The sequence below is a fragment of the Caballeronia cordobensis genome (assembly GCF_001544575.2).
In the GTDB taxonomy this organism is placed as follows: domain Bacteria; phylum Pseudomonadota; class Gammaproteobacteria; order Burkholderiales; family Burkholderiaceae; genus Caballeronia; species Caballeronia cordobensis.
Genome location: NZ_FCNY02000024.1, coordinates 64,997 through 90,404, shown reverse-complemented (window position 1 = coordinate 90,404; position 25,408 = coordinate 64,997). Strand labels below are relative to the sequence as shown.

The 25,408-nt window shown below is 64.0% G+C and carries 22 protein-coding genes; 11 read left to right on the top strand and 11 right to left on the bottom strand.

Annotated features, from left to right (window positions below; translation table 11 throughout):
* The first annotated feature begins 80 nt into the window (after positions 1 to 80).
* The 5 genes from rbfA (at position 81) to arsH (ending at position 3,723) form a co-directional block, all read left to right on the top strand.
* Entirely contained in the window at positions 81 to 467 is a 387-nt protein-coding gene (rbfA, locus tag AWB70_RS32195) for a 30S ribosome-binding factor RbfA (RefSeq protein ID WP_053568378.1), read from the top strand.
* Entirely contained in the window at positions 468 to 1,391 is a 924-nt protein-coding gene (truB, locus tag AWB70_RS32190) for a tRNA pseudouridine(55) synthase TruB (protein WP_053568377.1), read from the top strand.
* A gap of 114 nt (positions 1,392 to 1,505) precedes the next feature.
* A complete protein-coding gene (locus tag AWB70_RS32185; RefSeq protein ID WP_053568376.1) occupies positions 1,506 to 1,838 on the top strand; it encodes an ArsR/SmtB family transcription factor in 333 nt (110 codons plus the stop codon).
* Between the two features lie 46 nt (positions 1,839 to 1,884).
* Positions 1,885 to 2,946 carry an ACR3 family arsenite efflux transporter gene (arsB, locus tag AWB70_RS32180; RefSeq protein ID WP_053568404.1) on the top strand — a complete coding sequence of 354 codons (1,062 nt, stop codon included), beginning with the start codon at positions 1,885 to 1,887 and terminating at the stop codon, positions 2,944 to 2,946.
* 15 nt (positions 2,947 to 2,961) lie between these two features.
* A complete protein-coding gene (arsH, locus tag AWB70_RS32175; protein ID WP_053568375.1) occupies positions 2,962 to 3,723 on the top strand; it encodes an arsenical resistance protein ArsH in 762 nt (253 codons plus the stop codon).
* A gap of 4 nt (positions 3,724 to 3,727) precedes the next feature.
* On the opposite strand, the gene AWB70_RS32170 is transcribed toward arsH, so the two are convergent.
* The 4 genes from AWB70_RS32170 to AWB70_RS32155 form a co-directional block, all read right to left on the bottom strand.
* Positions 3,728 to 5,287 carry a DHA2 family efflux MFS transporter permease subunit gene (locus tag AWB70_RS32170; RefSeq protein WP_045450741.1) on the bottom strand — a complete coding sequence of 520 codons (1,560 nt, stop codon included), beginning with the start codon at positions 5,285 to 5,287 and terminating at the stop codon, positions 3,728 to 3,730.
* Between the two features lie 13 nt (positions 5,288 to 5,300).
* A complete protein-coding gene (locus tag AWB70_RS32165) occupies positions 5,301 to 6,539 on the bottom strand; it encodes an EmrA/EmrK family multidrug efflux transporter periplasmic adaptor subunit (protein WP_053568374.1) in 1,239 nt (412 codons plus the stop codon).
* 52 nt (positions 6,540 to 6,591) lie between these two features.
* Positions 6,592 to 8,103: an efflux transporter outer membrane subunit gene (locus AWB70_RS32160; protein ID WP_053568373.1), complete on the bottom strand. Its 1,512-nt coding sequence runs from the start codon at positions 8,101 to 8,103 to the stop codon at positions 6,592 to 6,594.
* An 84-nt stretch (positions 8,104 to 8,187) separates the two neighbouring features.
* Positions 8,188 to 8,694 carry a MarR family winged helix-turn-helix transcriptional regulator gene (locus AWB70_RS32155; protein ID WP_053568372.1) on the bottom strand — a complete coding sequence of 169 codons (507 nt, stop codon included), beginning with the start codon at positions 8,692 to 8,694 and terminating at the stop codon, positions 8,188 to 8,190.
* 308 nt (positions 8,695 to 9,002) lie between these two features.
* Between AWB70_RS32155 and typA the strand changes: the two genes are divergently transcribed.
* From typA to AWB70_RS32125, 6 genes are all read left to right on the top strand, one after another.
* Complete coding sequence (gene typA / locus AWB70_RS32150; protein ID WP_053568371.1) at positions 9,003 to 10,829, top strand: translational GTPase TypA; 1,827 nt, start codon at positions 9,003 to 9,005, stop codon at positions 10,827 to 10,829.
* A gap of 299 nt (positions 10,830 to 11,128) precedes the next feature.
* Positions 11,129 to 13,987 (top strand): 2-oxoglutarate dehydrogenase E1 component, encoded by a 2,859-nt coding sequence (locus AWB70_RS32145; RefSeq protein ID WP_045450738.1) that lies wholly within the window; start codon positions 11,129 to 11,131, stop codon positions 13,985 to 13,987.
* Positions 13,988 to 14,070: 83 nt separating this feature from the next.
* Positions 14,071 to 15,363: a 2-oxoglutarate dehydrogenase complex dihydrolipoyllysine-residue succinyltransferase gene (gene odhB, locus AWB70_RS32140; protein ID WP_053568370.1), complete on the top strand. Its 1,293-nt coding sequence runs from the start codon at positions 14,071 to 14,073 to the stop codon at positions 15,361 to 15,363.
* Between the two features lie 90 nt (positions 15,364 to 15,453).
* Positions 15,454 to 16,884, top strand: coding sequence for a dihydrolipoyl dehydrogenase (gene lpdA / locus AWB70_RS32135; protein WP_014191679.1), 1,431 nt, complete (start codon positions 15,454 to 15,456; stop codon positions 16,882 to 16,884).
* A gap of 78 nt (positions 16,885 to 16,962) precedes the next feature.
* Positions 16,963 to 18,060: a cell division protein ZapE gene (gene zapE / locus AWB70_RS32130; protein ID WP_053568369.1), complete on the top strand. Its 1,098-nt coding sequence runs from the start codon at positions 16,963 to 16,965 to the stop codon at positions 18,058 to 18,060.
* 144 nt (positions 18,061 to 18,204) lie between these two features.
* Positions 18,205 to 18,609 carry a transposase gene (locus AWB70_RS32125; protein ID WP_053568403.1) on the top strand — a complete coding sequence of 135 codons (405 nt, stop codon included), beginning with the start codon at positions 18,205 to 18,207 and terminating at the stop codon, positions 18,607 to 18,609.
* Positions 18,610 to 18,696: 87 nt separating this feature from the next.
* Here AWB70_RS32125 and AWB70_RS32120 read toward each other — a convergent pair whose 3' ends face one another.
* The 7 genes from AWB70_RS32120 to AWB70_RS32090 all read right to left on the bottom strand — a co-directional run bounded on the left by AWB70_RS32120 (position 18,697) and on the right by AWB70_RS32090 (position 25,378).
* Positions 18,697 to 19,155, bottom strand: coding sequence for a DUF2147 domain-containing protein (locus tag AWB70_RS32120; RefSeq protein WP_053568368.1), 459 nt, complete (start codon positions 19,153 to 19,155; stop codon positions 18,697 to 18,699).
* Positions 19,156 to 19,223: 68 nt separating this feature from the next.
* Positions 19,224 to 20,003 carry a 5'/3'-nucleotidase SurE gene (surE, locus tag AWB70_RS32115; protein WP_053568367.1) on the bottom strand — a complete coding sequence of 260 codons (780 nt, stop codon included), beginning with the start codon at positions 20,001 to 20,003 and terminating at the stop codon, positions 19,224 to 19,226.
* Between the two features lie 87 nt (positions 20,004 to 20,090).
* The gene (locus AWB70_RS32110; RefSeq protein WP_041730476.1) at positions 20,091 to 20,333 is read right to left on the bottom strand and encodes a hypothetical protein; all 243 of its coding nucleotides are present in this window, start codon (positions 20,331 to 20,333) and stop codon (positions 20,091 to 20,093) included.
* Positions 20,334 to 20,527: 194 nt separating this feature from the next.
* Entirely contained in the window at positions 20,528 to 21,391 is an 864-nt protein-coding gene (locus tag AWB70_RS32105) for a DUF1571 domain-containing protein (RefSeq protein WP_053568366.1), read from the bottom strand.
* 4 nt (positions 21,392 to 21,395) lie between these two features.
* Positions 21,396 to 23,135: an AMP-binding protein gene (locus tag AWB70_RS32100; RefSeq protein WP_053568365.1), complete on the bottom strand. Its 1,740-nt coding sequence runs from the start codon at positions 23,133 to 23,135 to the stop codon at positions 21,396 to 21,398.
* 45 nt (positions 23,136 to 23,180) lie between these two features.
* Entirely contained in the window at positions 23,181 to 24,476 is a 1,296-nt protein-coding gene (locus tag AWB70_RS32095; protein WP_235024400.1) for an acetyl-CoA C-acetyltransferase, read from the bottom strand.
* Entirely contained in the window at positions 24,473 to 25,378 is a 906-nt protein-coding gene (locus AWB70_RS32090; RefSeq protein WP_085952640.1) for a MaoC/PaaZ C-terminal domain-containing protein, read from the bottom strand. Before AWB70_RS32090 ends, AWB70_RS32095 begins: the two co-directional genes overlap by 4 nt.
* Positions 25,379 to 25,408 lie beyond the last annotated feature (30 nt).

Sequence of the window (25,408 nt, the reverse complement as noted above, 5' to 3'; positions counted from 1 at the left end):
GAAAAGGGCGGGGTGGGCCTGGCGGCTCGCTCCGCCCTTTTCATTTGAAGCGGCGGCGGCTAAGAAAACGGAACGACATCATGGCTAAAAGAAAGACATCCACCAACCGCAACGTGCAGATTGCGGATCAGATCCAGCGCGATCTCTCGGAGCTGATGCGCGAGGTGAAAGACCCGCGCATCGGCCTCGTGACGATTCAGAGCGTCGAACTCACGCCCGACTACGCCCACGCGAAGGTCTACTTCACGACGCTAACGGGCGATCCGAAGGCGACCGAGCAAGGGCTGAATCACGCGGCGGGTCATCTGCACAATCTGCTGTTCAAGCGCCTGCACATTCACACGGTGCCGACGCTGCATTTCCACTACGACCAGACGATCGAAAAGGCCGTCGAGATGTCGCGCCTCATCGACGAAGCGAACGCGACGCGCGCGAAAGACGCTGACGACGATCAGGAAGGCGCATAAGTGAAAGGCGGTCCGAAGATTCCGCGCCGCGCGCTCGACGGCGTGTTGCTGCTCGACAAACCGCTCGGGCTGTCGAGCAACGATGCGCTCATCAAGGCGAAGCGCATCTATCTGGCGAAGAAGGCGGGCCACACCGGCACGCTCGATCCGCTCGCGACCGGTTTGCTGCCGTTGTGCTTCGGCGAAGCGACGAAGTTCTCGCAAGACCTGCTCGACGCCGACAAGACCTACGAAGCGACGATGCGTCTGGGCATCCGCACGGCGACCGGCGATGCCGAAGGCGAAGCCATCGACACGCGCGACGTGACGTGCGACGAAGCCGCGGTTAGCGACGCGATGGCGAAATTCCTCGGCGACATCGTGCAAGTGCCGCCGATGTACTCCGCGTTGAAACGCGACGGCAAGCCGCTCTACGAATACGCGCGCGCCGGGCAGACCGTCGAGCGCGAAGGCCGGCCGGTGACGATCCACGCATTGCAGTTGATCGCGTGCGCATTGCCGCTCGTGACGTTTCGCGTGACGTGCAGCAAGGGCACTTATGTGCGCACGCTTGCCGAGGACATCGGCGAGGCGCTCGGTTGCGGCGCGCATCTGACGGCGTTGCGGCGCACGGGCGTCGGCGCGCTCACGCTCGATCACGCCGTGACGCTCGATGAGCTGGCGAACCTGAGCGAAGCCGAGCGCGACGAACGTCTCCAACCGGTGGACGCGCTGTTATCCACGTTTCCCGAAATCCGTCTCAACGAAGAAGCGGCGAGACGCTTCCTTCACGGCCAGCGCCTGCGTCTCGCGGATGTCGCGACAACGCGGCTCGGCGAAGGCCGCGTGCGGGTCTATGCGCAAAATGACGGCCGCCTGCTAGGCGTGGCGAAAGCCGGAGAGGGTGTGCTGGCGCCGGAAAGACTGGTCGTCACGGCGCAGTGAGTCGGGCCGTGTAGAGAAGGCGAGAGACATGTCTCTCGCCTGTTCGATTGTGAAGTGCGATGAATATTTCGATATTTGTTGAAATATCGAATCGTCTACGCTAACGTTGCGAACATGGACTCGAACCTCGTTGTACGCGCGCTCGGCGCGCTCGCTCATGAATCCCGACTCGCGGTGTTTCGAGCGCTCGTCGTGGCCGGCCCGGACGGCATGGCCGCTGGCGAGATCGCTCAGCAGGTCGGCCTTGCACCATCGAGCCTGTCATTTCACCTCAAGGATTTGTCGCACGCGGAACTCGTCACCGCGCGTCAGGAAGGGCGCTATGTTTTTTACACGGCGAACTTCGCGGCCATGAGCAGCCTGATCGGTTTCCTGACCGAAAACTGCTGCGCGGGCGCGCCATGCGAAGTCGGCAAGCCGTCGAACTGCTGCGGCGATTCGGCGTGAAGCGCGCAACGCCATGCAGACCGAGAAGCAACCCGTCGAAAAACCGATGAGCACGACCGACACGCCACGCAGTCACACCGAGCCGTCCATCGGCTTTTTCGAGCGCTACCTGACCCTGTGGGTGGCGCTGTGCATCGTCGTGGGCATCGGGCTCGGGCAACGCTTTCCGGGATTCTTTCGCGTGCTCGGCAGCATGGAAGTGTCGCGGGTCAATCTCCCCGTGGGCGTGTTGATCTGGGTGATGATCATCCCGATGCTGGTCAAGATCGACTTTGCCGCGCTCGCGCAAGTCGGCCGTCACTGGCGGGGCATCGGCGTGACCTTGTTCGTGAACTGGCTCGCCAAGCCGTTTTCGATGGCCTTGCTCGGATGGATCTTCGTGCGCCACGTCTTCGCCGGCTGGCTGCCTGCCGACCAGCTCGACAGCTACATCGCGGGCCTGATTCTGCTGGCGGCCGCGCCTTGCACGGCCATGGTTTTCGTGTGGTCGCAACTATGCAAGGGCGATCCTTACTTCACGCTCTCGCAGGTGGCGCTCAACGACGCGATCATGGTCGTTGCCTTCGCACCGCTGGTCGCGCTGCTGCTCGGGCTTTCTTCGATCACGGTGCCTTGGGGAACGCTGATCGCCTCGGTTGGCCTGTACATCGTCATTCCGGTACTGCTCGCACAATGGCTTCGCAAGCGCTTGCTGGCACGGAGTGAAGCGCACTTCCGGCACACGGTCGCCCGCCTGGGTCCGTGGTCGATCGCGGCGCTGCTCGCGACGCTCGTGCTGCTGTTCGGTTTTCAGGGCGAAGCGATCGTGCGGGAGCCGCTCGTCATCGCGATGCTGGCCGTGCCGATCCTGATTCAGGTGTTCTTCAACTCGGGCCTCGCCTATCTGCTCAATCGCCGCCTCGGCGTCGCGCATTGTGTCGCCGGACCGTCGAGTCTGATCGGCGCAAGCAACTTTTTCGAACTGGCCGTTGCCACCGCCGTCAGCCTCTTCGGCTTTCACTCGGGCGCGGCACTCGCCACGGTCGTCGGTGTGCTCATCGAGGTGCCGGTCATGCTGCTGGTGGTGGGCGTCGTCAATCGCTCCAGACGCTGGTACGAAGCCACTTGATCGATTATCAAAGACATGTTTTCAGATCTGCCGAACCTGTGCGCCGCCCACACGGACATCCCGGACAACGAGAAGTTGCGCCCTCGATCGGTCTCCACGCACGCGCCGCGCATCTTGTTGCTGTACGGGTCGCTGCGACCGACGTCCTACAGTCGCCTGCTCACGCGCGAAGCCGAACGCCTGCTGCAAACCTTCGGGGCTGAAACGCGCGTCTTCGATCCCGCCGGCCTGCCGATGGTCGACAGCGTGCCGGCCGATCATCCGAAGGTCGTCGAACTGCGCAAGCTCTCCGAGTGGTCCGAAGGGCAGGTGTGGTGCAGTCCGGAGCGGCACGGCACGCTCACCGCCGTGTTCAAGAATCAGATCGACTGGCTGCCATTGGAGTCTGCGGGCATTCGGCCGACGCAAGGCCGCACGCTCGCGGTCATGCAGGTTTGCGGCGGTTCGCAGTCATTCAATGCGGTGAACGCGTTGCGGGTGCTCGGCCGCTGGATGCGCATGGTGACCATTCCCAATCAGTCATCGGTCGCCAAGGCCTGGCAGGAGTTCGACGAGACAGGACGAATGAGGCCTTCGTCCTACTACGATCGCGTCGTCGATGTGATGGAGGAACTCGTGAAGTTCACGCTGCTGATTCGCGACCGTTCCGACTACCTCACGGATCGTTACAGCGAACGCAAGGAATCTCGCCCCGAGCAGGCAACTGCGCTCGCTGCGACGGCCATGGATCACGAAGCCAACGCCAACGCCGATACCGACGAAGGCGAAGCGCAGTGAGCGATCAATGCGCCGCCGAAGCCGCCGCCGCAGAATCCCCACCGCCAGAACGCTCGGGCCGCGTGATCCAGATCAGTACGATCAGCGCGACGAAAATCCCCGCCGAGATATAGAACATGTCGTTCACGCCGAGCTGCGCGGCCTGCTGCGTGGCCATGCTGTTGTACAGGCCGTACGTCTGCTCCTGCGAGTAACCGAGCGCATGCATCTGCTGCATCGAGTTCGCGAACACGGGGTTATACGAATTCGCGCCTTCGACCAGCTGCGCGTGATGCACGATCGAACGATGTTCCCACGCCGTCGAGAAGATCGACGTGCCGATGCCGCCGCACATGATCCGCACGAAGTTCGACAGTCCCGACGCCGCCGGAATGCGATGCCCCGGCAAGCCCGACAGCGTGATCGACACGAGCGGAATGAAGAAGCCCGCCATGCCGATGCCCTGAATCAGCGTCGGCACCGTGAGCGCCCACGTATCGACGCCGGTCGTATAGCGCGAGCGCATCCAGAAGCACAGCGCGAACACGAGGAACGCGGCCGTCGCGATAAAGCGCGGGTCGGTGCGCGGCAGGAACTTGCCCGTGATCGGCGACAGCAGGATGGCGAAGAGCCCGACGGGCGCCATCACGAGACCGGCGTTCGTTGCCGTATAGCCGATATCCGTCTGCAGCCACAACGGCAGCAGCACGAGATTGCCGAAGTAAAGTCCGTAGCCGATCGACAGCGCGATCGTCCCGCCCGTGAAATTGCGCAGTTCGAAGAGCGAGAGATCGACGACCGGATGCTCCGCCGTCAGCTCCCACACGATGAAGAACGCGAACGAGATCACCGCGATCAGCGCGAGCACGACGATCGTCGTCGAGTTGAACCAGTCGAGATCCTTGCCCTTGTCGAGCATGATCTGCAGCGAGCCGACCCAGATCACGAGCAGCCCGAGACCCACGCTGTCGATGGGCGCCTTGCGGATCGCCGAGTCGCGGTCGCGGAAAATCGCGAATGTTGCAATGGCTGCCGCGATGCCCACCGGGATGTTCACGTAGAAGATCCACGGCCACGAAATGTTGTCCGAGATCCAGCCGCCGAGCACCGGACCGGCGACGGGCGCGATCAGCGTGGTCATCGACCACATGGAGAGCGCCATCGGCGCCTTTTCGCGCGGATAGCTCGCGAGCAGCAGCGTTTGCGACAGCGGAATCATCGGGCCGGCGACCGCGCCTTGAAACACGCGCGCGGCGAGCAGGAAGGGCAGCGTCGGCGCGAGACCGCAGAGCCACGACGCGATCACGAACAGGATGATCGAGCCGAGAAACAGCTTCACTTGCCCGATGCGCTGCGTGAGCCAGCCGGTGAGCGGCACCGAAATGGCATTGGCGACGGCGAACGACGTGATGACCCACGTGCCCTGATCCGACGACACGCCGAGATCGCCCGAAATCGACGGAATCGAGACGTTCGCGATCGACGTGTCGAGCACGTTCATGAACACCGCGAGCGACACGGCGATCGTCCCGATGACGAGCTTGCCGCCCGAAAGCGGCGGATGAACGACGTTTTGCGAAGACATGAGGCGAGTCCGCTTACATCAGCTTCGCGGCCGATGCGGATTTCGTCGCCTTGCCGCGCGCGGCCGACGACGACGTTCCCGCGCCCGTGCCCGCGTTCTGCTGAATGATGCGCGCGATTTCCTGATCGGCCTGCGCGCCGTAGTTGTCGAACACGTTGGTCTGATAGACCGTGTTCTGCGCGTTGCCAAGCTGGCCGCCTTGCTCGTCCTTGATGGTCACGTCGACATTCATCGACAGCCCGATGCGCAGCGGATGCTGCTCCAGTTCCTTCGGATCGAGCTCGATACGCACCGGCAGGCGCTGCACGACCTTGATCCAGTTGCCCGTCGCGTTCTGCGCGGGCAGGAGCGAGAACGCCGAACCCGTGCCGGCCGAGAAGCCGATCACCTTGCCGTGGAACAAGACGCTCGAGCCGTACAGGTCCGCGGTCAGTTCGACCGGCTGGCCGATGCGCATGTGCTTCAACTGCACTTCCTTGAAGTTCGCATCGACCCACACGGCGTTGAGCGGCACGATCGCCATCAGCGGATTGCCGGGCGACACGCGCTGGCCGACCTGCACCGAGCGTTTCGCGACATAGCCCGTCACCGGCGCGGGCAGCGTGTTGCGCGCGAAGTTGATATACGAGTCGCGCACCTTGGCGGCGGCGGCGAGCACGTTCGGGTGATCGGCGATCGTCGTGTTCGCGGTCAGCGAGCGGTTCGACGCGAGTTCCTGCTCGGCGGCGTCGAGCGCGGCCTGCGCGCCGCGCACCGCGTCGCGGGCGTGCGAGATTTCTTCCTGCGAGACCGCGCCGGTCTGCGCCACCTGCATGCGGCGCTTCAGATCGTCCTGCGCGCGCGACAGATCCGAGCGGCGCAGCGCGATCTGCGCTTCGTACTGGTTGTTGTTGACGAAGAACGTACGCACCTGACGCACGGTCTGCGCGAGATTTGCCTCGGCCTGATCGAGCGCGACCTTGGAGTCGGCCGGATCGAGCGAGACGAGCGGATCGCCGATCTTCACGGTTTGCGTATCGTCCGCGTTCACGGAGATCACCGTGCCGACGACCTGCGGCGTGATCTGCACGACGTTGCCGTTCACGTAGGCGTCGTCGGTGGATTCGTGAAAGCGCGCAACGAGGAAGTAGTACAGCCCGTACGCGACGGCGGCGATGATGATGACGAGCACGATCAGCGTCATCAGCCGGCGGCGTTTGCCGTTGCTTTGCTTCGGCGCGGGCGCGGCTGCGGTTTGTTGAGGGTCGCTCATGAAAGACTCCGAATATTCCGTATTGGTCTTGATGCGTGTTCTTGCGTGTCGCTTACTGCGGCGCGGCCTGATTCGACGCCTGGGGCTGCCCGCTGCCGTCGATCGCGAGATTCGTGCTCGTCGCGTCGAAGCCGCCGCCGAGCGATTTGATCAGCGCGATCTGCAGGTCGGTGCGTTTCAGGCGCAGGTTCGTCACGGTCTGCTCGTTGGCGAGCCGGTTTTCGTCGGCATTGAGCACCTGCAACTGCGGCGAGAGACCAGCCTTGTAGCGGATCACCGCGAGCTGGTAGGCGCTCGTCGCCGCCGTGAGCGCGCGTTGAGCGTCGGCCGCCTGGCGGTCGAGCGCGCGGATCGCGGAAATGTTGGTCGCGACATCGTTCAGCGCGCTGATGAGCGTCTGATTGTAGTTCGCGACATCGCCTTCGAAATCGGCGTAACGGCCTTTCAACTGCGCGCGCAACGCGCCGGCGTCGAAGATCGGCAGGTGAATTGCGGGCCCCATCTGAATCTGCCGGCTGCTCGCCTGCAGGAAACGGCTCCAGCCGAACGCATCGAAACCGAAGGCCGCGGCGAGATTGACGTCCGGGAAGAACTCGGCCTTCGCTTCCTTGATGTTGTGCGTCGCGGCCTCGACCTGCCAGCGCGCGGCGACGATATCCGGGCGGCGCGCGACGAGATCGGCGGGCACGTTGTCGGGCAGCGTCACGTTCGCTTTGGGATCGATCACCGGCTTGGCGATCTGCAGGCCGCGGTCCGGGCCTTTGCCGAGCAGCGCGGCGAGCTGATAGCGGACGGTTTCGATCTGGCCGTCGAGTTCGGAAAGATTGGTCTGGCTCGTCGCGACATTGCCTTCCGCCGTGCGGCGCTCGACGTTGGTGTCGAGCCCGGCCGCGACGCGCCCGTCCGTGATGCGTCCCACGTCCTGCCGGTTGGCGATCTCGCGCGCGGCGACATCGCGCAGCGCGTAGAGCAGCGCGAGCTGGTTGTAGGTGCGCGCCACCGACGCGGCGAGCGTCACGCGCGCCTGCTGCATGTCGGCCTCGGCAGCCTTTTGCTGCGATACCGCCATGTTCAGGCGCGAACGGTTCTTGCCCCAGAGATCCAGTTCCCACGACGCGCTCGCGAGCGCGTTGTTCTCGCTGAACCACGTGCCGCCGTAGGGCGGCGGGAAGAGGGCGTTGGCGGAGTACAACTCGCGCGTCCACGAATACGAGCCGGTGACTTTCGGATACAGCGCCGAGCGCGAGCTTTCGATATACGACGACGCCTTCGCGATGCGCGCCTGCGCCTGCGCGATGCTCGGGCTGTCCGCGAGCGCCTCGTCGATGAGTTGCGGCAACTGCGGGTCGCCGAACTGCTTTGCCCAGTCGAGCGTCGGCCACTGACCGCCTTGTCCGGGCACGCTTTGCGCGGCTTCGAAATGGTCCGCCGACGCGATCTGCTTGTCGCTCGAAATGCCCGCGTAGTTCGCGCAGCCGGCGATGGCGAACGCCGTGACGACCGCGGCCGCGGCGCTTTTCACACGGCTTCGCGAGCGTTGCGCGGACTGGGAGATGAAGTTCATATCTCGTCTCTCGGGATGAGAGTTAAAAGTGGACGTTGCAATGAATTTGTAGGCTTCGGGCCGACGATTTGCTTGACGCCGCAATTACGTACCAGGCTTATCGTTTCCGCTCACCAGCGATGCGACGGACGGATCGCATGAATTCGCGAGGATTCGCCTCATCATGCTCTTGAGGAAGCCGACTTCCTCGGGCGTGAAGCCCAGGAGCAGATGATCGAGCACGCGCGCGAAGATGGCGGGAATCTTTTCGGCGGTCGCCTGGCCTTCGTCGGTGAGCGCGAGGCGCACGACGCGCCGGTCTTCCTCGCTGCGCACGCGCGAGAGCAGGCCGCGCTTTTCGAGCCGGTCGATCAGGCGCGTCACCGCGCTGGCGTCGATGCCGTATTCGCGCGCGATATCCGCCGCTGTCCAGCACTTGCCGACGGCCAGCATGAAGACGATGCTTGCCTGTGTGCCGGTGATGCCAAGCTCCGACGACGTATGCTGCGTGACCATGTTCCACATGGTCGAGCGTACTCGGCCGATCAGATAGCCGACGCTTTCAGCAAGCACGTAATCGCCGATCGCCGAGGATTTCGGGGTGTCGCTCATCGAAATAACGGTGCGGATGCAATAGTTGACTAGGCAGCATTATAGTCGCCGCGTATCGAAAACGGCAAGAGTATTTATGAAAACGCTTAACAATCCCGTGGATACCGCGATCGCATGCAGGGCGGGCGGATTTTGCGGGTTGCGTCCTATTGCGAGGAACCGTCATTCGTGCGTGCTATAATTTACGGTTCTCACCGCGCCGGGCCCGTTTTGTCATGCTTGCATGACGCTATCGAGAGGGGCTTGCCGAGCCATGGAGTCTCATTCAGGAGACTCGCTCCGACGGCGCACAACCAAGACATCTTTCTATGACTCGCGCCCTCCGCAATATCGCCATCATTGCCCACGTCGACCACGGCAAGACCACGCTCGTCGACCAGTTGCTCCGCCAGTCGGGCACGTTCCGGGAAAATCAACAGGTCGCCGAGCGGGTCATGGACTCGAACGACATCGAAAAGGAACGCGGCATCACGATTCTGGCGAAGAACTGCGCCGTCGAATACGAAGGCACGCACATCAATATCGTCGATACGCCCGGACACGCGGACTTCGGCGGTGAAGTGGAGCGCGTGCTGTCGATGGTCGATTCCGTGCTGCTGCTCGTCGACGCCGTCGAAGGCCCGATGCCGCAAACGCGCTTCGTCACGAAGAAGGCGCTCGCGCTCGGCCTGAAGCCGATCGTCGTCGTCAACAAGGTGGATCGTCCGGGCGCGCGCATCGACTGGGTGATCAACCAGACGTTCGATCTCTTCGACAAGCTCGGCGCGACCGAAGAGCAGCTCGATTTCCCGATCGTCTATGCATCGGGCCTGAACGGCTTTGCCGGCCTGAATCCGGACGTGCGTGATGGCACCATGCGTCCGCTGTTCGAAGCGATTCTCGAGCACGTGCCGGTGCGCCCGGCCGATCCGGACGGTCCGCTGCAGTTGCAGATCACGTCGCTCGACTACAACTCGTATGTCGGCCGTATCGGCGTGGGCCGCGTGGCGCGCGGCCGTATCCGCCCCGGCATGCAGGTTGCCGTGCGTTCGGGTCCGGACGGCGCGATCATCAACCGCAAGATCAATCAGGTGCTGTCGTTCCACGGCCTCGAGCGCGTTCAGGTCGAGGAAGCGCAGGCGGGCGATATCGTGCTGATCAACGGCATCGAGGAAATCGGCATCGGCGTGACCATCTGCTCGCCGGACAATCCCGAAGCGCTGCCCATGATCACCGTCGACGAACCGACGCTCACGATGAACTTCCTCGTGAACTCGTCGCCGCTCGCGGGCAAGGAAGGCAAGTTCGTGACGAGCCGCCAGATTCGCGACCGTCTCACGAAGGAACTGAATCACAACGTCGCGCTGCGTGTGAAAGACACCGGCGACGAAACCACGTTCGAAGTGTCGGGCCGGGGCGAACTGCATCTGACGATTCTCGTCGAGAACATGCGCCGTGAAGGTTACGAGCTCGCGGTGTCGCGTCCGCGCGTGGTGCTGCAGGAAATCGACGGCGTGAAGTGCGAGCCGTATGAAAACCTGACCGTCGATATCGAAGACCAGCATCAGGGCGGCGTGATGGAAGAGCTCGGCCGCCGCAAGGGCGAAATGCTCGACATGACCTCCGATGGCCGTGGCCGCACGCGCCTCGAGTACAAGATTTCGGCGCGTGGCCTGATCGGCTTCCAGAGCGAATTCCTCACGCTCACGCGCGGCACGGGCCTGATGAGCCACACGTTCGACTCGTACGCGCCGGTGAAGGAAGGCTCGGTCGGCGAGCGCCGCAACGGCGTGCTGATCTCGCAGGACGACGGCGCGGCGGTTGCCTACGCGCTGTGGAAGCTGCAGGATCGCGGCCGCATGTTCGTGTCGCCGGGCGATGCGCTCTATGAAGGCATGATCATCGGCATTCACAGCCGCGACAACGACCTCGTCGTGAATCCGATCAAGGGCAAGCAACTGACCAACGTGCGCGCCTCGGGCACCGACGAAGCCGTGCGCCTCGTGCCGCCGATCCAGCTCTCGCTGGAATACGCGGTCGAGTTCATCGACGACGACGAACTCGTGGAAGTCACGCCGCAGTCCATTCGCCTGCGCAAGCGCCATCTGAAAGAGCACGAGCGTCGCCGCGCGAGCCGCGAAGCCAACGCCGAGTAAGCCGCGCGTTTCGGTGCACAAAAGCCGCCTTCGGGCGGCTTTTGTTTGTCCGCCGCCGCCTCTTGCTAATCCCGAAAACGCCCGCAAATGCCCGTTGCAGAAGGAATGCGGGCAGGGCGCACATGCGACCTTCGGTCATATGACCATTGGTTCTGTGCTATGCTTCGCAGATTAGCTGTCGCTTTTTAGGTCCTTCCAAGCAGACTTGATTCGCGCAATCCGCTAAACGGTCAGGCCGTGGCGCGGAAGGTTTCGTAACCCGCACTTCCTCGAGAAACTCGAAGAAAGGTGAGCGTAAAATGATGAAGCAATTCCAGTCGAACTCTTATCTGTTCGGCGGTAATGCTCCGTACGTCGAAGAGTTGTACGAGCAATATCTCGATAATCCTGCGTCAGTGCCCGAGACCTGGCGCGCCTACTTCGACGCGTTGCAGAACGTGCCTGCCTCCGACGGCACGGCGCACAACGACGTGGCTCACGGCCCCATCGTCGAATCCTTCGCCCAGCGCGCGAAGGCGAATGCCTTCATTCCCCGCGAAGGCACCGGCGATCTCACGACCGCGCGCAAGCAAGTCCACGTTCAATCCCTCATCGGCGCGTATCGCTTCATGGGCACGCAATGGGCCAATCTGGACCCATTGAAGCGCCGCGAGCGTCCCGCCATTCCCGAGCTCGAACCCGGTTTCTACGACTTCACCGAAGCCGACATGGACCAGGTGTTCAACTCGACCAACCTGTACTTCGGCTTCGAGCAGGCGTCGCTGCGCGACATCGTCAAGGCGCTGCGCGACACCTACTGCGGCACGATCGGCGCTGAATTCATGTACATCAGCGACCCGGAGCAGAAGCGCTGGTGGCAGGAGAAGCTGGAGTCGATCCGCTCGACGCCGAACTTCTCGAACGAGAAGAAGAAGCACATCCTGAACCGTCTGACGGCTTCCGAAGGCCTCGAACGTTTCCTGCATACCAAGTACGTCGGCCAGAAGCGCTTCTCGCTGGAAGGCGGCGAGAGCTTCATCGCGTCGATGGACGAAGTCGTGCGTCACGCGGGCAAGAACGGCGTGCAGGAAATCGTCATCGGCATGGCGCACCGCGGCCGTCTGAACGTGCTGGTCAACACGCTCGGCAAGATGCCGGCGGACCTCTTCGCCGAATTCGAAGGCAAGCACGTCGATGACCTGCCGGCCGGCGACGTGAAGTACCACAAGGGCTTCTCGTCGGACGTCGCGACCGAAGGCGGCCCGGTTCACCTGTCGCTCGCGTTCAACCCGTCGCACCTGGAAATCGTGAATCCGGTGGTCGAAGGCTCGGCGAAGGCGCGTATGGACCGCCGCGGCGACGAGGAAGGCCTGCAAGTGCTGCCGGTGCAAGTGCACGGCGACGCGGCCTTCGCGGGTCAGGGCGTCGTGATGGAAACGCTGAACCTCGCGCAGACGCGCGGTTACGGCACGCACGGCACGCTGCATATCGTCATCAACAACCAGATCGGCTTCACCACGTCGGACCCGCGCGATGCGCGCTCGACGCTGTATTGCTCGGACGTCGTCAAGATGATCGAGGCGCCGGTGCTGCACGTCAACGGCGACGATCCCGAAGCCGTCGTGCTCGCGACGCAACTGGCGATCGACTTCCGCATGAAGTTCCACAAGGACGTGGTCGTCGACATCATCTGCTTCCGCAAGCTGGGCCACAACGAGCAGGACACGCCGGCGGTCACGCAGCCGCTGATGTACAAGACCATCGCCAAGCACCCGGGCACGCGCGCGGTCTACGCCGAAAAGCTCGTGCAGCAAGGCGTGATCACGGCCGAAGACGCGGACACGTTCATCAAGGAATATCGCCAGGCGATGGACGAAGGCCATCACACGGTCGATCCGGTGCTCTCGAACTACAAGAGCAAGTACGCGGTCGACTGGGTGCCGTTCCTGAACCGCAAGTGGACCGATGCCGCGGATACCGCTGTCCCGCTCGCAGAACTGAAGCGTCTGGCCGAGCGCATCACGACGATTCCCGAGAACTTCAAGGTTCACCCGCTGGTCGAGCGCGTCATCAACGACCGCCGCGCAATGGGTCTGGGCGAAGCCAAGCTCGACTGGGGCATGGGCGAGCATCTCGCGTTCGCGTCGCTGGTGGCGTCGGGTTACGCCGTGCGCCTGACCGGTCAGGATTCGGGCCGCGGCACGTTCACGCACCGTCACGCGGTGCTGCACGACCAGAACCGCGAGCGCTGGAACGACGGCACGTACATTCCGCTGCAAAACATTGCGGAAGGTCAGGCCAAGTTCACGGTCATCGACTCCGTGCTGTCCGAAGAAGCGGTGCTCGGTTTCGAGTACGGCTATTCGACGGCCGAGCCGAACACGTTCGTCGCGTGGGAAGCGCAGTTCGGCGACTTCGTGAACGGCGCGCAGGTCGTGATCGACCAGTTCATCTCGTCGGGCGAAGTGAAGTGGGGCCGCGTCTCCGGCCTCACGATGATGCTGCCGCACGGCTACGAAGGCCAGGGTCCGGAGCACTCGTCGGCGCGTATCGAGCGTTTTCTGCAACTGTGCGCGGATCACAACATGCAAGTGGTTCAGCCGACCACGCCGGCGCAGATCTTCCATCTGCTGCGCCGTCAGATGATCCGCCTGTTCCGCAAGCCGCTCATCATCGCCACGCCGAAGTCGCTGCTGCGTCACAAGGAAGCCGTGTCGGATCTGTCGGAACTGGCGAAGGGTTCGTTCCAGCCGGTCATCGGCGAAGTCGACGAAGCCATCGAAGCGAAGAAGGTCAAGCGCGTGGTCGCGTGCTCGGGCCGCGTGTACTACGACCTCGTCGCGCATCGCCGCGAAGCGAAGAGCAACGATGTCGCCATCGTGCGTATCGAGCAGCTGTATCCGTTCGCGCACAAGCAGTTCGACGCGGAGCTCAAGAAGTACGAGAACGCAACCGAAGTCGTGTGGGTGCAGGACGAGCCGCAGAACCAGGGCGCCTGGTTCTACATCGAGCACCATCTGCGCGAAGGCATGCGCGAGGGCATGAAGCTGGCCTATAGCGGCCGTCCGGCTTCGGCGTCGCCTGCGGTCGGCTACTACGCGAAGCACTACGAGCAGCAAAAGGCGCTCGTGGAAGGCGCGTTCGGCCGCCTGAAGGGCGCGCAGACCATCGCGAAGTAATTCGGCTTGATCGGGACGGCGGAGGCGAAGCGCTTCCCGTCCCGATGTTCGACCACCCAGACACGCATCAGGACAATACAGAAATGGCTATCGTAGAAGTCAAGGTTCCCCAGCTTTCCGAGTCGGTCTCGGAAGCGACCATGCTGCAATGGAAGAAGAAGCCGGGCGAGGCTGTCGCCCAGGACGAAATCCTCATCGAGATCGAAACCGACAAGGTCGTGCTTGAAGTGCCCGCGCCGTCGGCTGGCGTGCTCGCGCAAGTCATCAAGCACGACGGCGATATCGTCACCGCCGACGAACTCATCGCGAAGATCGACACCGAAGCGAAAGCGGGCGAAGCGCCGGCTGCCGTCGCCGCTGCAGGCGACGCCGAAGTGAAGCCGGCTCCGCAAGCCGAGCCGGTTGCTGCTGCTCCGGTCGCCGCGCAAGCGGGCGCTGCGGGCGGCGCGGCATCGCCTGCCGCGACGAAGATTCTGGCCGAGAAGGGCGTGTCGGCGGATCAGGTGTCGGGTTCGGGCCGCGACGGCCGCATCACGAAGGGCGACGCGCTCGCCGCGCAGGCTGGCGCACCCGCCGCCGCGAAGGCTGCGGCGCCTGCCGCCGCACCCGCGCGCGCCGCGAAGCCGTCGCTGCCGTCGGTTGCCGCGCCGGCATCGGCCGATCAGTGGCTCAAGGACCGTCCGGAACAGCGCGTGCCGATGTCGCGCCTGCGCGCGCGTATCGCCGAGCGTCTGCTCGAATCGCAGCAAACCAACGCCATCCTGACGACGTTCAACGAAGTCAACATGGCGCCGGTCATGGATCTGCGCAACAAGTACAAGGACCGCTTCGAGAAGGAACACGGCGTGAAGCTCGGCTTCATGTCGTTCTTCGTGAAGGCCGCCGTGCACGCGCTGAAGAAGTTCCCGCTCGTGAACGCATCGATCGACGGTAACGACATCGTCTATCACGGCTACTTCGACATCGGTATCGCGGTCGGTTCGCCGCGCGGTCTGGTGGTGCCGATCCTGCGCAATGCAGATCAGATGAGCCTCGCCGACATCGAGAAGAAGATCGCCGAATTCGGCCAGAAAGCGAAGGACGGCAAGCTGTCGATCGAAGAAATGACCGGCGGCACGTTCTCCATCTCGAACGGCGGCGTGTTCGGCTCCATGCTCTCGACGCCGATCATCAACCCGCCGCAGTCCGCGATTCTCGGCGTGCACGCGACCAAGGAACGCGCGGTCGTCGAAAACGGCCAGATCGTGATCCGTCCGATGAACTACCTCGCGCTGTCGTACGACCACCGCATCATCGACGGCCGCGAAGCCGTGCTGTCGCTCGTCGCGATGAAGGACGCGCTGGAAGATCCCGCCCGCCTGCTGCTGGACCTGTAAGAGCACAGTGCCTTCGGGCGCGCGCGATAGGCTCGCGCGCGCCTTTCTAAAAGGCTCCTCCGCAAGAGCGGAGATAGACCAAGGAAAGTCATGTCCAAAGAATTTGATGTCGTCGTGATCGGCGCGGGCCCTGGCGGCTATATCGCGGCGATTCGCGCAGCGCAGCTCGGCAAGTCGGTTGCGTGTATCGAGAAGTGGAAGAACCCGGCCGGCGCGCTGAAGCTCGGCGGCACCTGCCTGAACGTGGGCTGCATTCCGTCGAAGGCGCTGCTCGCGTCGTCGGAAGAATTCGAGAATGCGTCGAAGCATCTGGCCGATCACGGCATCAGCGTGTCGGACGTCAAGCTCGACGTGTCGAAGATGCTCGCGCGCAAGGACGGCATCGTCGAAAAGATGACGAAGGGCATCGAGTTCCTGTTCCGCAAGAACAAGATCACGTGGCTCAAGGGTCACGGCAAGTTCACCGGCAAGAACGCTTCCGGCGTGCAGATCGAAGTGTCGGGCGAAGGCGAGACGGAAGTCGTCACGGCGAAGAACGTGATCATTGCGACGGGTTCGAAGGCGCGTCATCTGCCGGGCATTCCGGTCGACAACACGCTGATCGCCGACAATGAAGGCGCGCTGTCGTTCGACGCCGTGCCGAAGAAGCTCGCCGTCATCGGCGCGGGCGTGATCGGCCTGGAGCTCGGCTCGGTGTGGCGGCGTCTCGGCGCGGACGTGACCGTGCTCGAAGCGCTGCCGCAATTCCTGGGCGCAGCGGACGAATCGCTCGCCAAGGAAGCCGCGAAGCAGTTCAAGAAGCAAGGCCTCGACATTCATCTCGGCGTGAAGATCGGCGAAGTGAAGACGTCCGCGAACGGCGTGTCGATCGCCTACACGGACAGCGCGGGCAACGCGCAGACGCTCGAAGCGGATCGTCTGATCGTGTCGATCGGCCGCGTGCCGAACACCGACAACCTCGGTCTGGAAAGCATCGGCCTGAAGGCCAACGAGCGCGGTTTCATCGACGTTGACGATCACTGCGCGACGAGCGTGCCGGGCGTGTACGCGATCGGCGACGTGGTGCGCGGCCCGATGCTCGCGCACAAGGCGGAAGACGAAGGCGTGGCGGTGGCGGAAATCATCGACGGCCAGAAGCCGCATATCGACTACAACTGCGTGCCGTGGGTCATCTACACGGAACCGGAAATCGCGTGGGTCGGCAAGACGGAACAGCAGCTCAAGGCCGAAGGCCGCGAGATCAAGACCGGCCAGTTCCCGATGATGGCCAATGGCCGCGCGCTGGGCATCGGCAAGGCTGAAGGCTTCGTCAAGATGATCGCGGATGCCAAGACCGACGAGATCCTCGGCGTGCACGTGATCGCTGCGGACGCATCGGACCTGATCGCGGAAGCGGTCGTCGCGATGGAGTTCAAGGCGGCGTCGGAAGATATCGGCCGCATTTGCCATCCGCACCCGTCGCTGTCGGAAGTGATGCGTGAAGCGGCGCTCGCCGTCGACAAGCGCGCGTTGAACATGTAAGACCCGCCTTCGATAGGCATCGCTAAACGAAGGCGAGCGGATCAAACCGCTCGCCTTCGTCACTTCAAACGGCAGAAGATGAACGTCACCGAGTATTACGAAAACGAACTGCGCACGCGCGGCTATCGATCCGACGAGGCGCAGCTCGCGGCCGTCGCGCGCCTGCAGCGCTGCTACGAGGAATGGGTCGCGTACAAGTCGCGCCGCTCCAACGCGCTCAAGAAGTTTCTCGTGCATCCGGATCTGCCGCGCGGTGTCTACATGTGGGGCGGCGTCGGACGCGGCAAGAGCTTCCTGATGGACAGCTTCTTTGCGGTCGTGCCCGTGCAGCGCAAGACGCGTCTGCATTTTCACGAGTTCATGCGGGAAGTGCATCGCGAGCTGGAAGAGCTGAAAGGGCAGGCCGATCCGCTCGACGAGCTGGCCAAACGCATCGCCAAGCGTTTCCGGCTGATCTGCTTCGACGAGTTCCACGTCTCCGATATCGCCGATGCGATGATTCTCTATCGCCTGCTGGACCGGCTTTTCAAGAACGGCGTGCAGTTCGTGATGACGTCCAATTACGAGCCCGACACGCTGTATCCGGAAGGGCTGCATCGCGATCGGCTGCTGCCGGCGATCGAACTCATCAAGGAGCATCTCGACGTGCTCAACGTCGATGCCGGCACCGATTACCGCCGGCAAACGCTCTCGCAAGTGAAGGCGTATCACACGCCGCTCGGCGCGGCGGCGAGCGAAGCGCTGCGCGCGGATTTCGCGAAGCTCGCGGCGGTGCCCGACGAAAGCCCGATCCTGCATATCGAGAAGCGCGAGATCAAGGCGCTGCGCAAGGCGGACGGCGTCGTATGGTTCGACTTCGCGACGCTATGCGGCGGCCCGCGCTCGCAGAACGACTACCTGGAACTGTCGAACCGCTTTCACGCGGTGATTCTCTCGGACGTTCCGCAGATGACGCCGCGCATGGCGTCCGAAGCGCGCCGGTTCACGTGGCTCATCGACGTGTTCTACGACCACAAGGTGAAACTGCTGATGTCGGCGGCCGTGCCCGCCGAAGAACTGTACGTAGAAGGCCCGATGGCCAACGAGTTCGCGCGGACCGTCTCGCGCATCGTCGAAATGCAGTCGAAGGAGTATCTGGAGGCGCCGCGACGCGTCACGGATATCTCGCTGACTTAATACGAGAATCAAAAACAGGCGGTTAGCCAAACGGCGTAAGCCTCTCCGGGTAATTTAGAGATTCGGACCACTCCGATTTGCTGGCTTGGGGGTACTCGGTATCGTCGATACCAGTTATCAGTCAGCTAATTGGAGATTTTTATCGTGAAGCCCTATCGCGACATGTCCGACGAGGAATGGCAGATGGTCGCACCGCTGCTTCCCGAACTGCGTCCCCGTTCGGAGCTGCGAGGCCGGCCCCTCGCAAACACGCGCGCCGTGCTGAACGGTGTGCTCTGGGTCATGTACAGCGGGGCGTCGTGGTCCACGCTGCCGCGCAAATATCCTTCGTATCAGACGTGTCACCGGCGGTTCAAGGCATGGCACGAATCGGGCGTGCTGCTGCGTGTCATGACGCAGTTGTTCGGGCCGTCCGGTGAATCGCTTTATACGCTGATGACCTCGCGCATGCGCGTGCCGGGTGAACACAGGCCCGAGAACGCGGACCTGCCCGACGATGTCACTGCAGAGGCAGCCGCGGATGCGGCACATCGGCGGCGCGCCGCATGATCGCGTAGCGACCCGCGACGAAATAAGCAAAGCCGGCGGAAGACATCTGTCTTCCGCCGGCTTTGTCGTTTATGTCCTTCCGCGACTTTACGGCTGGCGCAGCCAGGTCTGCGAGCGCCCCAGCAGCGACACGCCGATATATCCGCGCACCACGAGCTTCTGCCCGCCGTCTTCGAGCGTCATCTTGCACTTGTAGAGCTTGCCGCTTTCCGGGTCGAGAATCTGCCCGCCTTGCCACGTATCGCCATCGCGGCGCATGCCGCTGATGATCGTCATGTTTCTGAGCAGTTGATCCTTTCGCTCGCCGGTGCACGCCGTGCAGCGCTTATCCGGCTGATCCAGCTTGCCGATGCCGCGCACGATCTTGCCCGACAACTCGCCGCTGCCGTTGTCGGTGATTTCGATGATCGCTTTCGGCTGGCCGGAGGCATCGTCGATGGTTTGCCAGGTGCCCGCCGGTGTCGTCTGCGCAAAGGCGCTCGCCGACGCGATCGCCAGCAGCACGCCGGCCACCCGGCGCGCTCCGATGAAACCGCTCATCTGCATCTCCTTTCTTCGTTTGGACGTGGGAGAGCTTACGGGAAAGCGCCCGCATTCGGCCGAGAGGAATCGTTCTAGCGCAGAGCCGCTTCGAGCGTGGCGAAGGTGCGCTCGTCGGTGCGATCGAAATGCAGCGGCGTGACGGACACCCGCCCGGACGCGACCACCGCCGTTTCGCTATCGGGCGAGTTCGGGCGCGGGCCGCGCTGAAAGCGCAGCCAGTGATAATCGATGCCGCGCGGATCGACCATCGGTAGCACGTCGATGCCTTCCACGAGTCCCACGCCTTGTCGCGTCACGGTGAGCGGACCGGCAGCGGACGCATCGCAATCGGGGAAATTGACGTTGAGGCAGGTCGGCGCGTCATGGGAAATCGAAAGCAACTGGCGGATCACGCCGGGCGCGAGCGTGCGGGCCGTATCCCAGCGCACGTTTTCGCGGTCGGTGAAGGTCTGGCTCAGCGCGATCGACGGCAGGCCGAGCAGCAGACCCGTCATTGCGGCGCCGACGGTGCCGGAGAACATCGTCTCGACGCCGAGATTCGCGCCGCGGTTGATGCCCGACAGCACGAGCGTGGGCGGCGCGTCTTTCATGATGTGGCGCGCGGCCATCACGACGCAGTCGCCGGGTGTGCCTTGCACGCCGTAGCGCCGCTCGCCCTGACGCGAGACGCGCAGCGGCGAATGCAGGCTGATGGAATGCGAGGTGCCGCTTTGATCGTGCTCGGGGGCGATCACCCAGACTTCATGCGCGAGTTCGGCGGCAACGGCTTCGAGCGCGGCGAGGCCGGGCGCGTCGATGCCGTCGTCGTTGGTGATGAGCACACGCTGCACGATGGGTGAGAGGGCGGACATCGCGAATCACTCCTGGGTCGATGATTGAACGGATCGACCGATTATTACAGAGTTCGCGTGACGCCGGTCCAGATCGGGTGTAAGGCCTTACTTCACGCCCAGCCCGCGCAGCAGCGCGTTGCCGTCTTCGGTCAGGCGCACTTTCGGCGTGCCGGCTTCCGGCGACACGATCTCGACGTAGCCATATTCCGTCAGCGACGCGACGTCGGGCGTGGCCGCCATCACGTCGATGGGTGCGTGCATCAGCAGCAGCAGCGTGGCGATTTCGTGATGGCTCAACAATCTCTTGATGGCTCGCACTGGAGCGGAAGCCGGGCGGCGGAAGTTCATGAACGAAGCCCTCAGGTTTGCATGACGATTACGCGGCGCGGCGGGCACGTCGCCCTCGCGCTGACCTTGATGTCGATGGAGTGCGGGCAGGTTATCGGCCGACTCTTAGGCGAAACTTAAAACGCGCGGCGCGCGGTGCGGCGAGTTGTTACATGCGGTGTCACGAGTTCAGCGGGCATTTCACAGCGGCGTAATCAGAAGCGGTAATCCGGGTTTTTGGGATCGAAAGTCAGATCGTCGAAATGCTTGGGCTCGATGCGCTCGAACACCACGCTTTCGAAGATATTGCCGTCGTTGTCGTACGACTCCAGCGTGCGAAAGACCGGCCGTTCGAGGTCGAGCCCGAGCACTTCCTTTTTCGCGTAGAACTCGGGCTGGCCTTCGGGCGTCTCGTAGGTGAGCGCGAGCACGCGCAGCCCGCCGATCGTCTTCACCTCGATATTCGTCGGCTTCGTGATGCCGGCCTCGGCGAATTTGTGCCCCTCGTCGATGAAGCGCCGCGTGATCGCGTCGACGCCGAGTTCGCGGATCGAATGGTTGGACTGCGCGCGGGCGAGCGCCCCGTTCACCGACGTCCACATCGGCACGATGCTGAGAAAGCCGCCGAGATGGCCATAGAGTTCGTCGGGGCGCACGGAATCGTCGTAGATGATTTCCTGGCCCGCGTGCGCGCCATCGGGCAGCCATTTCGCGTAAATGCGCAGTGGCTCGCGCGTCACGCGCACGAGCATGTGATCGGCGCGCTTCGGCCATTTGCCCTTGATGCGCTCGCGCCTTCGCATGGTGAACTCGCAGGACGCGAAATCGCTCAGGCCGTCCTGCAGATAACGCGGCAGCGTGCGCGCGTCGAGCGAGCGGAAGAGGGCGACGAGCTGCGCGTCGTCGAGTCGCGCGAGCGCGCCGCTCGCGGCGGCCTGTGCGAGCCATTGCGCCTGCTGCTCGACGCCGAGCTCGCCGACGCGCGCCGCATCCAGCGCGGACTCCGCATGCGCGGGCGCCTTCATCAAGAGCAAACAGACCCATAGCAAGCCTGCGCACGCGCGCCGCCAGTCCAGCATGAGCTCAATCCTTTTTGGTTGCGGTTTTGCGCAGTTCGCGCCTGAGTACCTTGCCGATCGTCGTGAGCGGCAGCGCGTCGCGAAACTCGATGTAAGCCGGCACCTTGTAGCCGGTCAGGTGTAAACGTGCGAACTTCAGTAATTCTTCCACCGTAAGCGTTTCATCACGACGCACGACGAACGCCTTCACGCGCTCACCCGTGACGGGATCGGGCACGCCGACGGCCGCCACTGCGCGCACTTTCGGATGCGCCGCGAGCACATCCTCGATTTCGTTCGGATACACGTTGAAACCCGACACGATCATCATGTCCTTCTTGCGGTCGATGAGCCGGATGATGCCGCGCGCATCCAACACGCCGATGTCGCCGGTCGCCAGCCAGCCGTTCGCGTCGATGACGCCCGCCGTTTCCTCGGGACGGTTCCAATAGCCTTTCATCACTTGCGGGCCCTGCACGCAAAGCTCGCCCGGTTCGTCGATGTTCGCCCACGCGCCGTCCTCGCGGCGCATGCGCACGAGCGTCGATGGCACCGGCACGCCGATGGTGCCGTCGAATGCGGCTTCGCCGTGCACATCGAGTGGCGTCGCGGCGACGAGCGGCGAACATTCGGTGAGGCCGTAGCCTTCGACGAGCGTGCGGCCCGTCAGCGCCCTGAAGCGCTCGGCGACCACGCGCTGGGTCGCCATGCCGCCCGCCATCGCGAGCTTGAGCGCGGAGAAGTCGCGCTGGCGGAAGGCGTCGTTGTCCATGAGCGCGCTGTAGAGCGTGTTGAGCGCGGTGATCGCCGTGAAATTTTCGTGACGTAGCGTGCGCACGAGCGCGCGAATGTCGCGCGGATTGACGATCAGCACGTTGCGCGCGCCGATCGCGAGAAACGCGAGCGCGTTCACCGTCAGCGAATAGATGTGATACAGCGGCAAGGGCGTGACAATGGTCTCTTCGCCGTCGACGAGTTGCCCGCCCGCCCACGCGAGCGCCTGCAACAGATTCGCGATGACGTTGCGATGCGTGAGCATCGCGCCCTTCGCGACGCCCGTCGTGCCGCCGGTGTACTGAATGAACGCGATATCGCCGTGGCCGATCCTCACGGGTTCGAACTTGCGCCGCGCGCCGCGCGCGAGCGCTTGCGGCAGACGCACCGCATCGGGCAGCGCGTAGGCGGGCACCTGCTTCTTCACGTGACGCAGCATCAGATCGATCACGCGGCCTTTCACATTGAGCCCGCCGCCGAGCAGATCGCCGAGCCCGGTCACGACGATGTTTCTCACGCGCGAGCCCGGTTGCGCGTCCTGCACCGTCTTCGCGAAGTTCTCGAACACGACAACGGTCTGCGCGCCGCTGTCCTTCAATTGCTGGCTCAGTTCGCGCACCGTGTAGAGCGGATTCACGTTGACGACGATCGCGCCCGCGATCAGCGTGCCGAACAGCGTGACGGGATAGACGAGCGTGTTGGGCATCATGAGCGCGACGCGGTCGCCGGGCTTCACGCCGACGCTTTGCAGATACGACGCGAACGCATGTGCCTTCGCGCCGAGCGCAGCGAAGCTCAGTGGGGAGCCGAGACTCACGAACGCGACGCGATCGGCGAAGCGCCCGACGCACTCGTCGAAGAAATGCGCAAGCGAACGGTAGCGCGACGGATCGATCTCCCGTGCGATGCCGGGCGGATACGACGCGTACCAGATGCCGTCCGTTGCGTGCGGCTCCGAAACCCCGCGCGGCGCTGCCTGTTCCGGGCTCATGTGGTGTCTCCGTTGGCTTATATTTTTTTCGCCAAGCCGTCCTGCCTACCGCTCCAGTATCGCGACGACGCCCTGGCCGCCCGCCGCGCAAATCGAGATCAGTCCGCGCAGCGGCGTGCCGTCGCTGCGGGCCGGCGCCTGCGCGAGCATCTTCGCCAGCGTGCCGACGATACGTCCGCCCGTCGCCGCGAACGGATGGCCCGTGGCGAGCGAGCCGCCGTTCACGTTCAGGCGCGCGCGGTCGATGGAACCTAAAGGCGCGTCGAGGCCGAGCGCGGTGCGGCAGTACTCCTCGTCTTCCCACGCGGCCAGCGTGCACAGCACTTGCGCCGCGAACGCTTCGTGAATTTCGTAGAAGTCGAAGTCCTGCAAGGCGAGCCCGGCGCGCGCGAGCATCGAGGGGACCGCGTAGGCGGGCGCCATCAGCAGGCCTTCACGCTTGTCGAAGAAATCGACGGCCGCGGTCGCGGAAAACGTCAGGAACGCCTGCACCGGCAGCCCGCGTTCGGCGGCCCATGCTTCGGAGGCAAGCAGCACGGCGGACGCGCCGTCGGTGAGCGGCGTCGAATTGCCCGCGGTGAGCGTGCCGGCGTCGCGGTCGAAGACGGGCGTCAGCGCGGAAAGCTGGTCGAGCGAAACGTCGGGACGCAGGTTGTTGTCGCGCGCGAGTCCTTTGTACGGCGTCATCAGATCATTGAAGAAGCCGCGCCCGTAGGCCGCCGCGAGCTTGCGATGACTGTCCTGCGCGAGCGCGTCCTGTGCCTCGCGCGCGATCTTCCAGCGCTTGGCCATCAGTTCGCAGTGCTCGCCCATCGACAGGTCCGTGCGCGGTTCGGCGTTGCGCGGCAACAGCGGCCTGAAGAACATGCCGGGACGCAGCTTCGCGAGCGCGCCGACGCGCTGTCCCGCCGAGCGCCCGCGATTCGCTTCGAGCAGGATCTTGCGCATGCGCTCGTTCACGGCGATGGGCGCGTCCGACGCGGTATCGACGCCGCCCGCGATGCCCGCGTCAATCTGCCCGAGCGCGATCTTGTTCGCGACCAGAATCGCCGTCTCGAGGCCGGTGCCGCAGGCTTGCTGCACATCGTAGGCGGGCGTTTCCTTCGCGAGCGTGGTCGAAAGCGCGGCTTCGCGCGTCAGATTGAAATCGCGCGAATGCTTGACGACCGCCCCCGCCGCCACTTCGCCGAGCCGCAGGCCGTGCAGGTCGAAGCGATCGACGAGCCCCTGCAGCGCGAAGCTCAGCATGTCCTGATTCGACGCGCTTGCGTACGCCGTGTTCGAGCGCGCGAACGGAATGCGGTTGCTGCCGATGATCGCGACTCTGCGAACCTCCCTCATGGCAGCTCCCATTCGAAATGGCCGCGCAGATGCGGCCGGTCGCCCGCGAGATCGCGCACTTCGAAATCGCGCGCGGTGGGTGAGGGCGCGGCGGTCCATAGCGTGGCATCGCCGGGCAGATAGAGCGGCAGCTTGAAATCGCCGTGCGCCTCGCCCGCCGCGAGCGATTTGATCGGATGCAGCGCGGCGAGCGTGCGCGCGAGCGTCCACATGCCATGCGCAATCGCGCGTGGAAAGCCGAACGCCTTCGCGCTCAGCATGTGCAGATGGATCGGATTGAAATCGCCCGATGCCTTCGCGTAGTCGCGGCCGAGTTGCGGCGGAAGCTGCCAGCGCGCTTCGCGTGCGAGAAGCGGCGCGGGCGCATCGGCGATGCTCGCACGTTCGCTCGACGGCGCCGCGCTTTCGCTGCGCACGCCGCGCTTCAGATAGACACTGTCTCCGTCCCACACGGCCTCGCCGCGCCGGTAGATGCGCGTATGCAGCGTGAACGCCTGACCTTTCTGATGCGGCGTCAGCGGCCCGCATTCCACTTCGATCCGCAGATTCTGGCCCGCCGCGAGCGGCCGCCGCAGCCGCACGCTATTGGAAAGATGCACGACGCCGAGCGCGGACCACGGAAACGAAGGGTCCGTGAGCATCATCAGATGCAGCGGAAATGCGAGCACGTGCGGGAAGGTGAGCGGCACGCCATGCTCGGGAATGAACCCGCACACCCGCGCATAACGGCCAACCTCTTCGGGATCGAGCCTGACGTCCGGGCGCACGAGCCTGATCGCCGGCAGTTCGGGCGCGCGCGAGCGCCTGAAAAGCGCGGGCAGCGCGCGGCCGTAGAGCTTCGCGGGCGCCGGCAAGGTATCGATTACGACGGTGCGGGCGCGGGGCATCGTGGGAGCGTGCATCGCCATCGTTCTCCTTAGGTTCTCCTTGTC

Excerpts from the sequence above, each read along its gene's own strand:
- rbfA (WP_053568378.1), top strand. The coding sequence starts at position 81 with ATGGCTAAAAGAAAGACATCCACCAACCGCAACGTGCAGATTGCGGAT.
- AWB70_RS32185 (WP_053568376.1), top strand. The coding sequence starts at position 1,506 with ATGGACTCGAACCTCGTTGTACGCGCGCTCGGCGCGCTCGCTCATGAA.
- arsB (WP_053568404.1), top strand. The coding sequence starts at position 1,885 with ATGAGCACGACCGACACGCCACGCAGTCACACCGAGCCGTCCATCGGC.
- arsH (WP_053568375.1), top strand. The coding sequence starts at position 2,962 with ATGTTTTCAGATCTGCCGAACCTGTGCGCCGCCCACACGGACATCCCG.
- AWB70_RS32170 (WP_045450741.1), bottom strand. The coding sequence starts at position 5,287 with ATGTCTTCGCAAAACGTCGTTCATCCGCCGCTTTCGGGCGGCAAGCTC.
- AWB70_RS32165 (WP_053568374.1), bottom strand. The coding sequence starts at position 6,539 with ATGAGCGACCCTCAACAAACCGCAGCCGCGCCCGCGCCGAAGCAAAGC.
- AWB70_RS32160 (WP_053568373.1), bottom strand. The coding sequence starts at position 8,103 with ATGAACTTCATCTCCCAGTCCGCGCAACGCTCGCGAAGCCGTGTGAAA.
- AWB70_RS32155 (WP_053568372.1), bottom strand. The coding sequence starts at position 8,694 with ATGAGCGACACCCCGAAATCCTCGGCGATCGGCGATTACGTGCTTGCT.
- typA (WP_053568371.1), top strand. The coding sequence starts at position 9,003 with ATGACTCGCGCCCTCCGCAATATCGCCATCATTGCCCACGTCGACCAC.
- AWB70_RS32145 (WP_045450738.1), top strand. The coding sequence starts at position 11,129 with ATGATGAAGCAATTCCAGTCGAACTCTTATCTGTTCGGCGGTAATGCT.
- odhB (WP_053568370.1), top strand. The coding sequence starts at position 14,071 with ATGGCTATCGTAGAAGTCAAGGTTCCCCAGCTTTCCGAGTCGGTCTCG.
- lpdA (WP_014191679.1), top strand. The coding sequence starts at position 15,454 with ATGTCCAAAGAATTTGATGTCGTCGTGATCGGCGCGGGCCCTGGCGGC.
- zapE (WP_053568369.1), top strand. The coding sequence starts at position 16,963 with ATGAACGTCACCGAGTATTACGAAAACGAACTGCGCACGCGCGGCTAT.
- AWB70_RS32120 (WP_053568368.1), bottom strand. The coding sequence starts at position 19,155 with ATGCAGATGAGCGGTTTCATCGGAGCGCGCCGGGTGGCCGGCGTGCTG.
- surE (WP_053568367.1), bottom strand. The coding sequence starts at position 20,003 with ATGTCCGCCCTCTCACCCATCGTGCAGCGTGTGCTCATCACCAACGAC.
- AWB70_RS32110 (WP_041730476.1), bottom strand. The coding sequence starts at position 20,333 with ATGAACTTCCGCCGCCCGGCTTCCGCTCCAGTGCGAGCCATCAAGAGA.
- AWB70_RS32105 (WP_053568366.1), bottom strand. The coding sequence starts at position 21,391 with ATGCTGGACTGGCGGCGCGCGTGCGCAGGCTTGCTATGGGTCTGTTTG.
- AWB70_RS32100 (WP_053568365.1), bottom strand. The coding sequence starts at position 23,135 with ATGAGCCCGGAACAGGCAGCGCCGCGCGGGGTTTCGGAGCCGCACGCA.
- AWB70_RS32095 (WP_235024400.1), bottom strand. The coding sequence starts at position 24,476 with ATGAGGGAGGTTCGCAGAGTCGCGATCATCGGCAGCAACCGCATTCCG.
- AWB70_RS32090 (WP_085952640.1), bottom strand. The coding sequence starts at position 25,378 with ATGCACGCTCCCACGATGCCCCGCGCCCGCACCGTCGTAATCGATACC.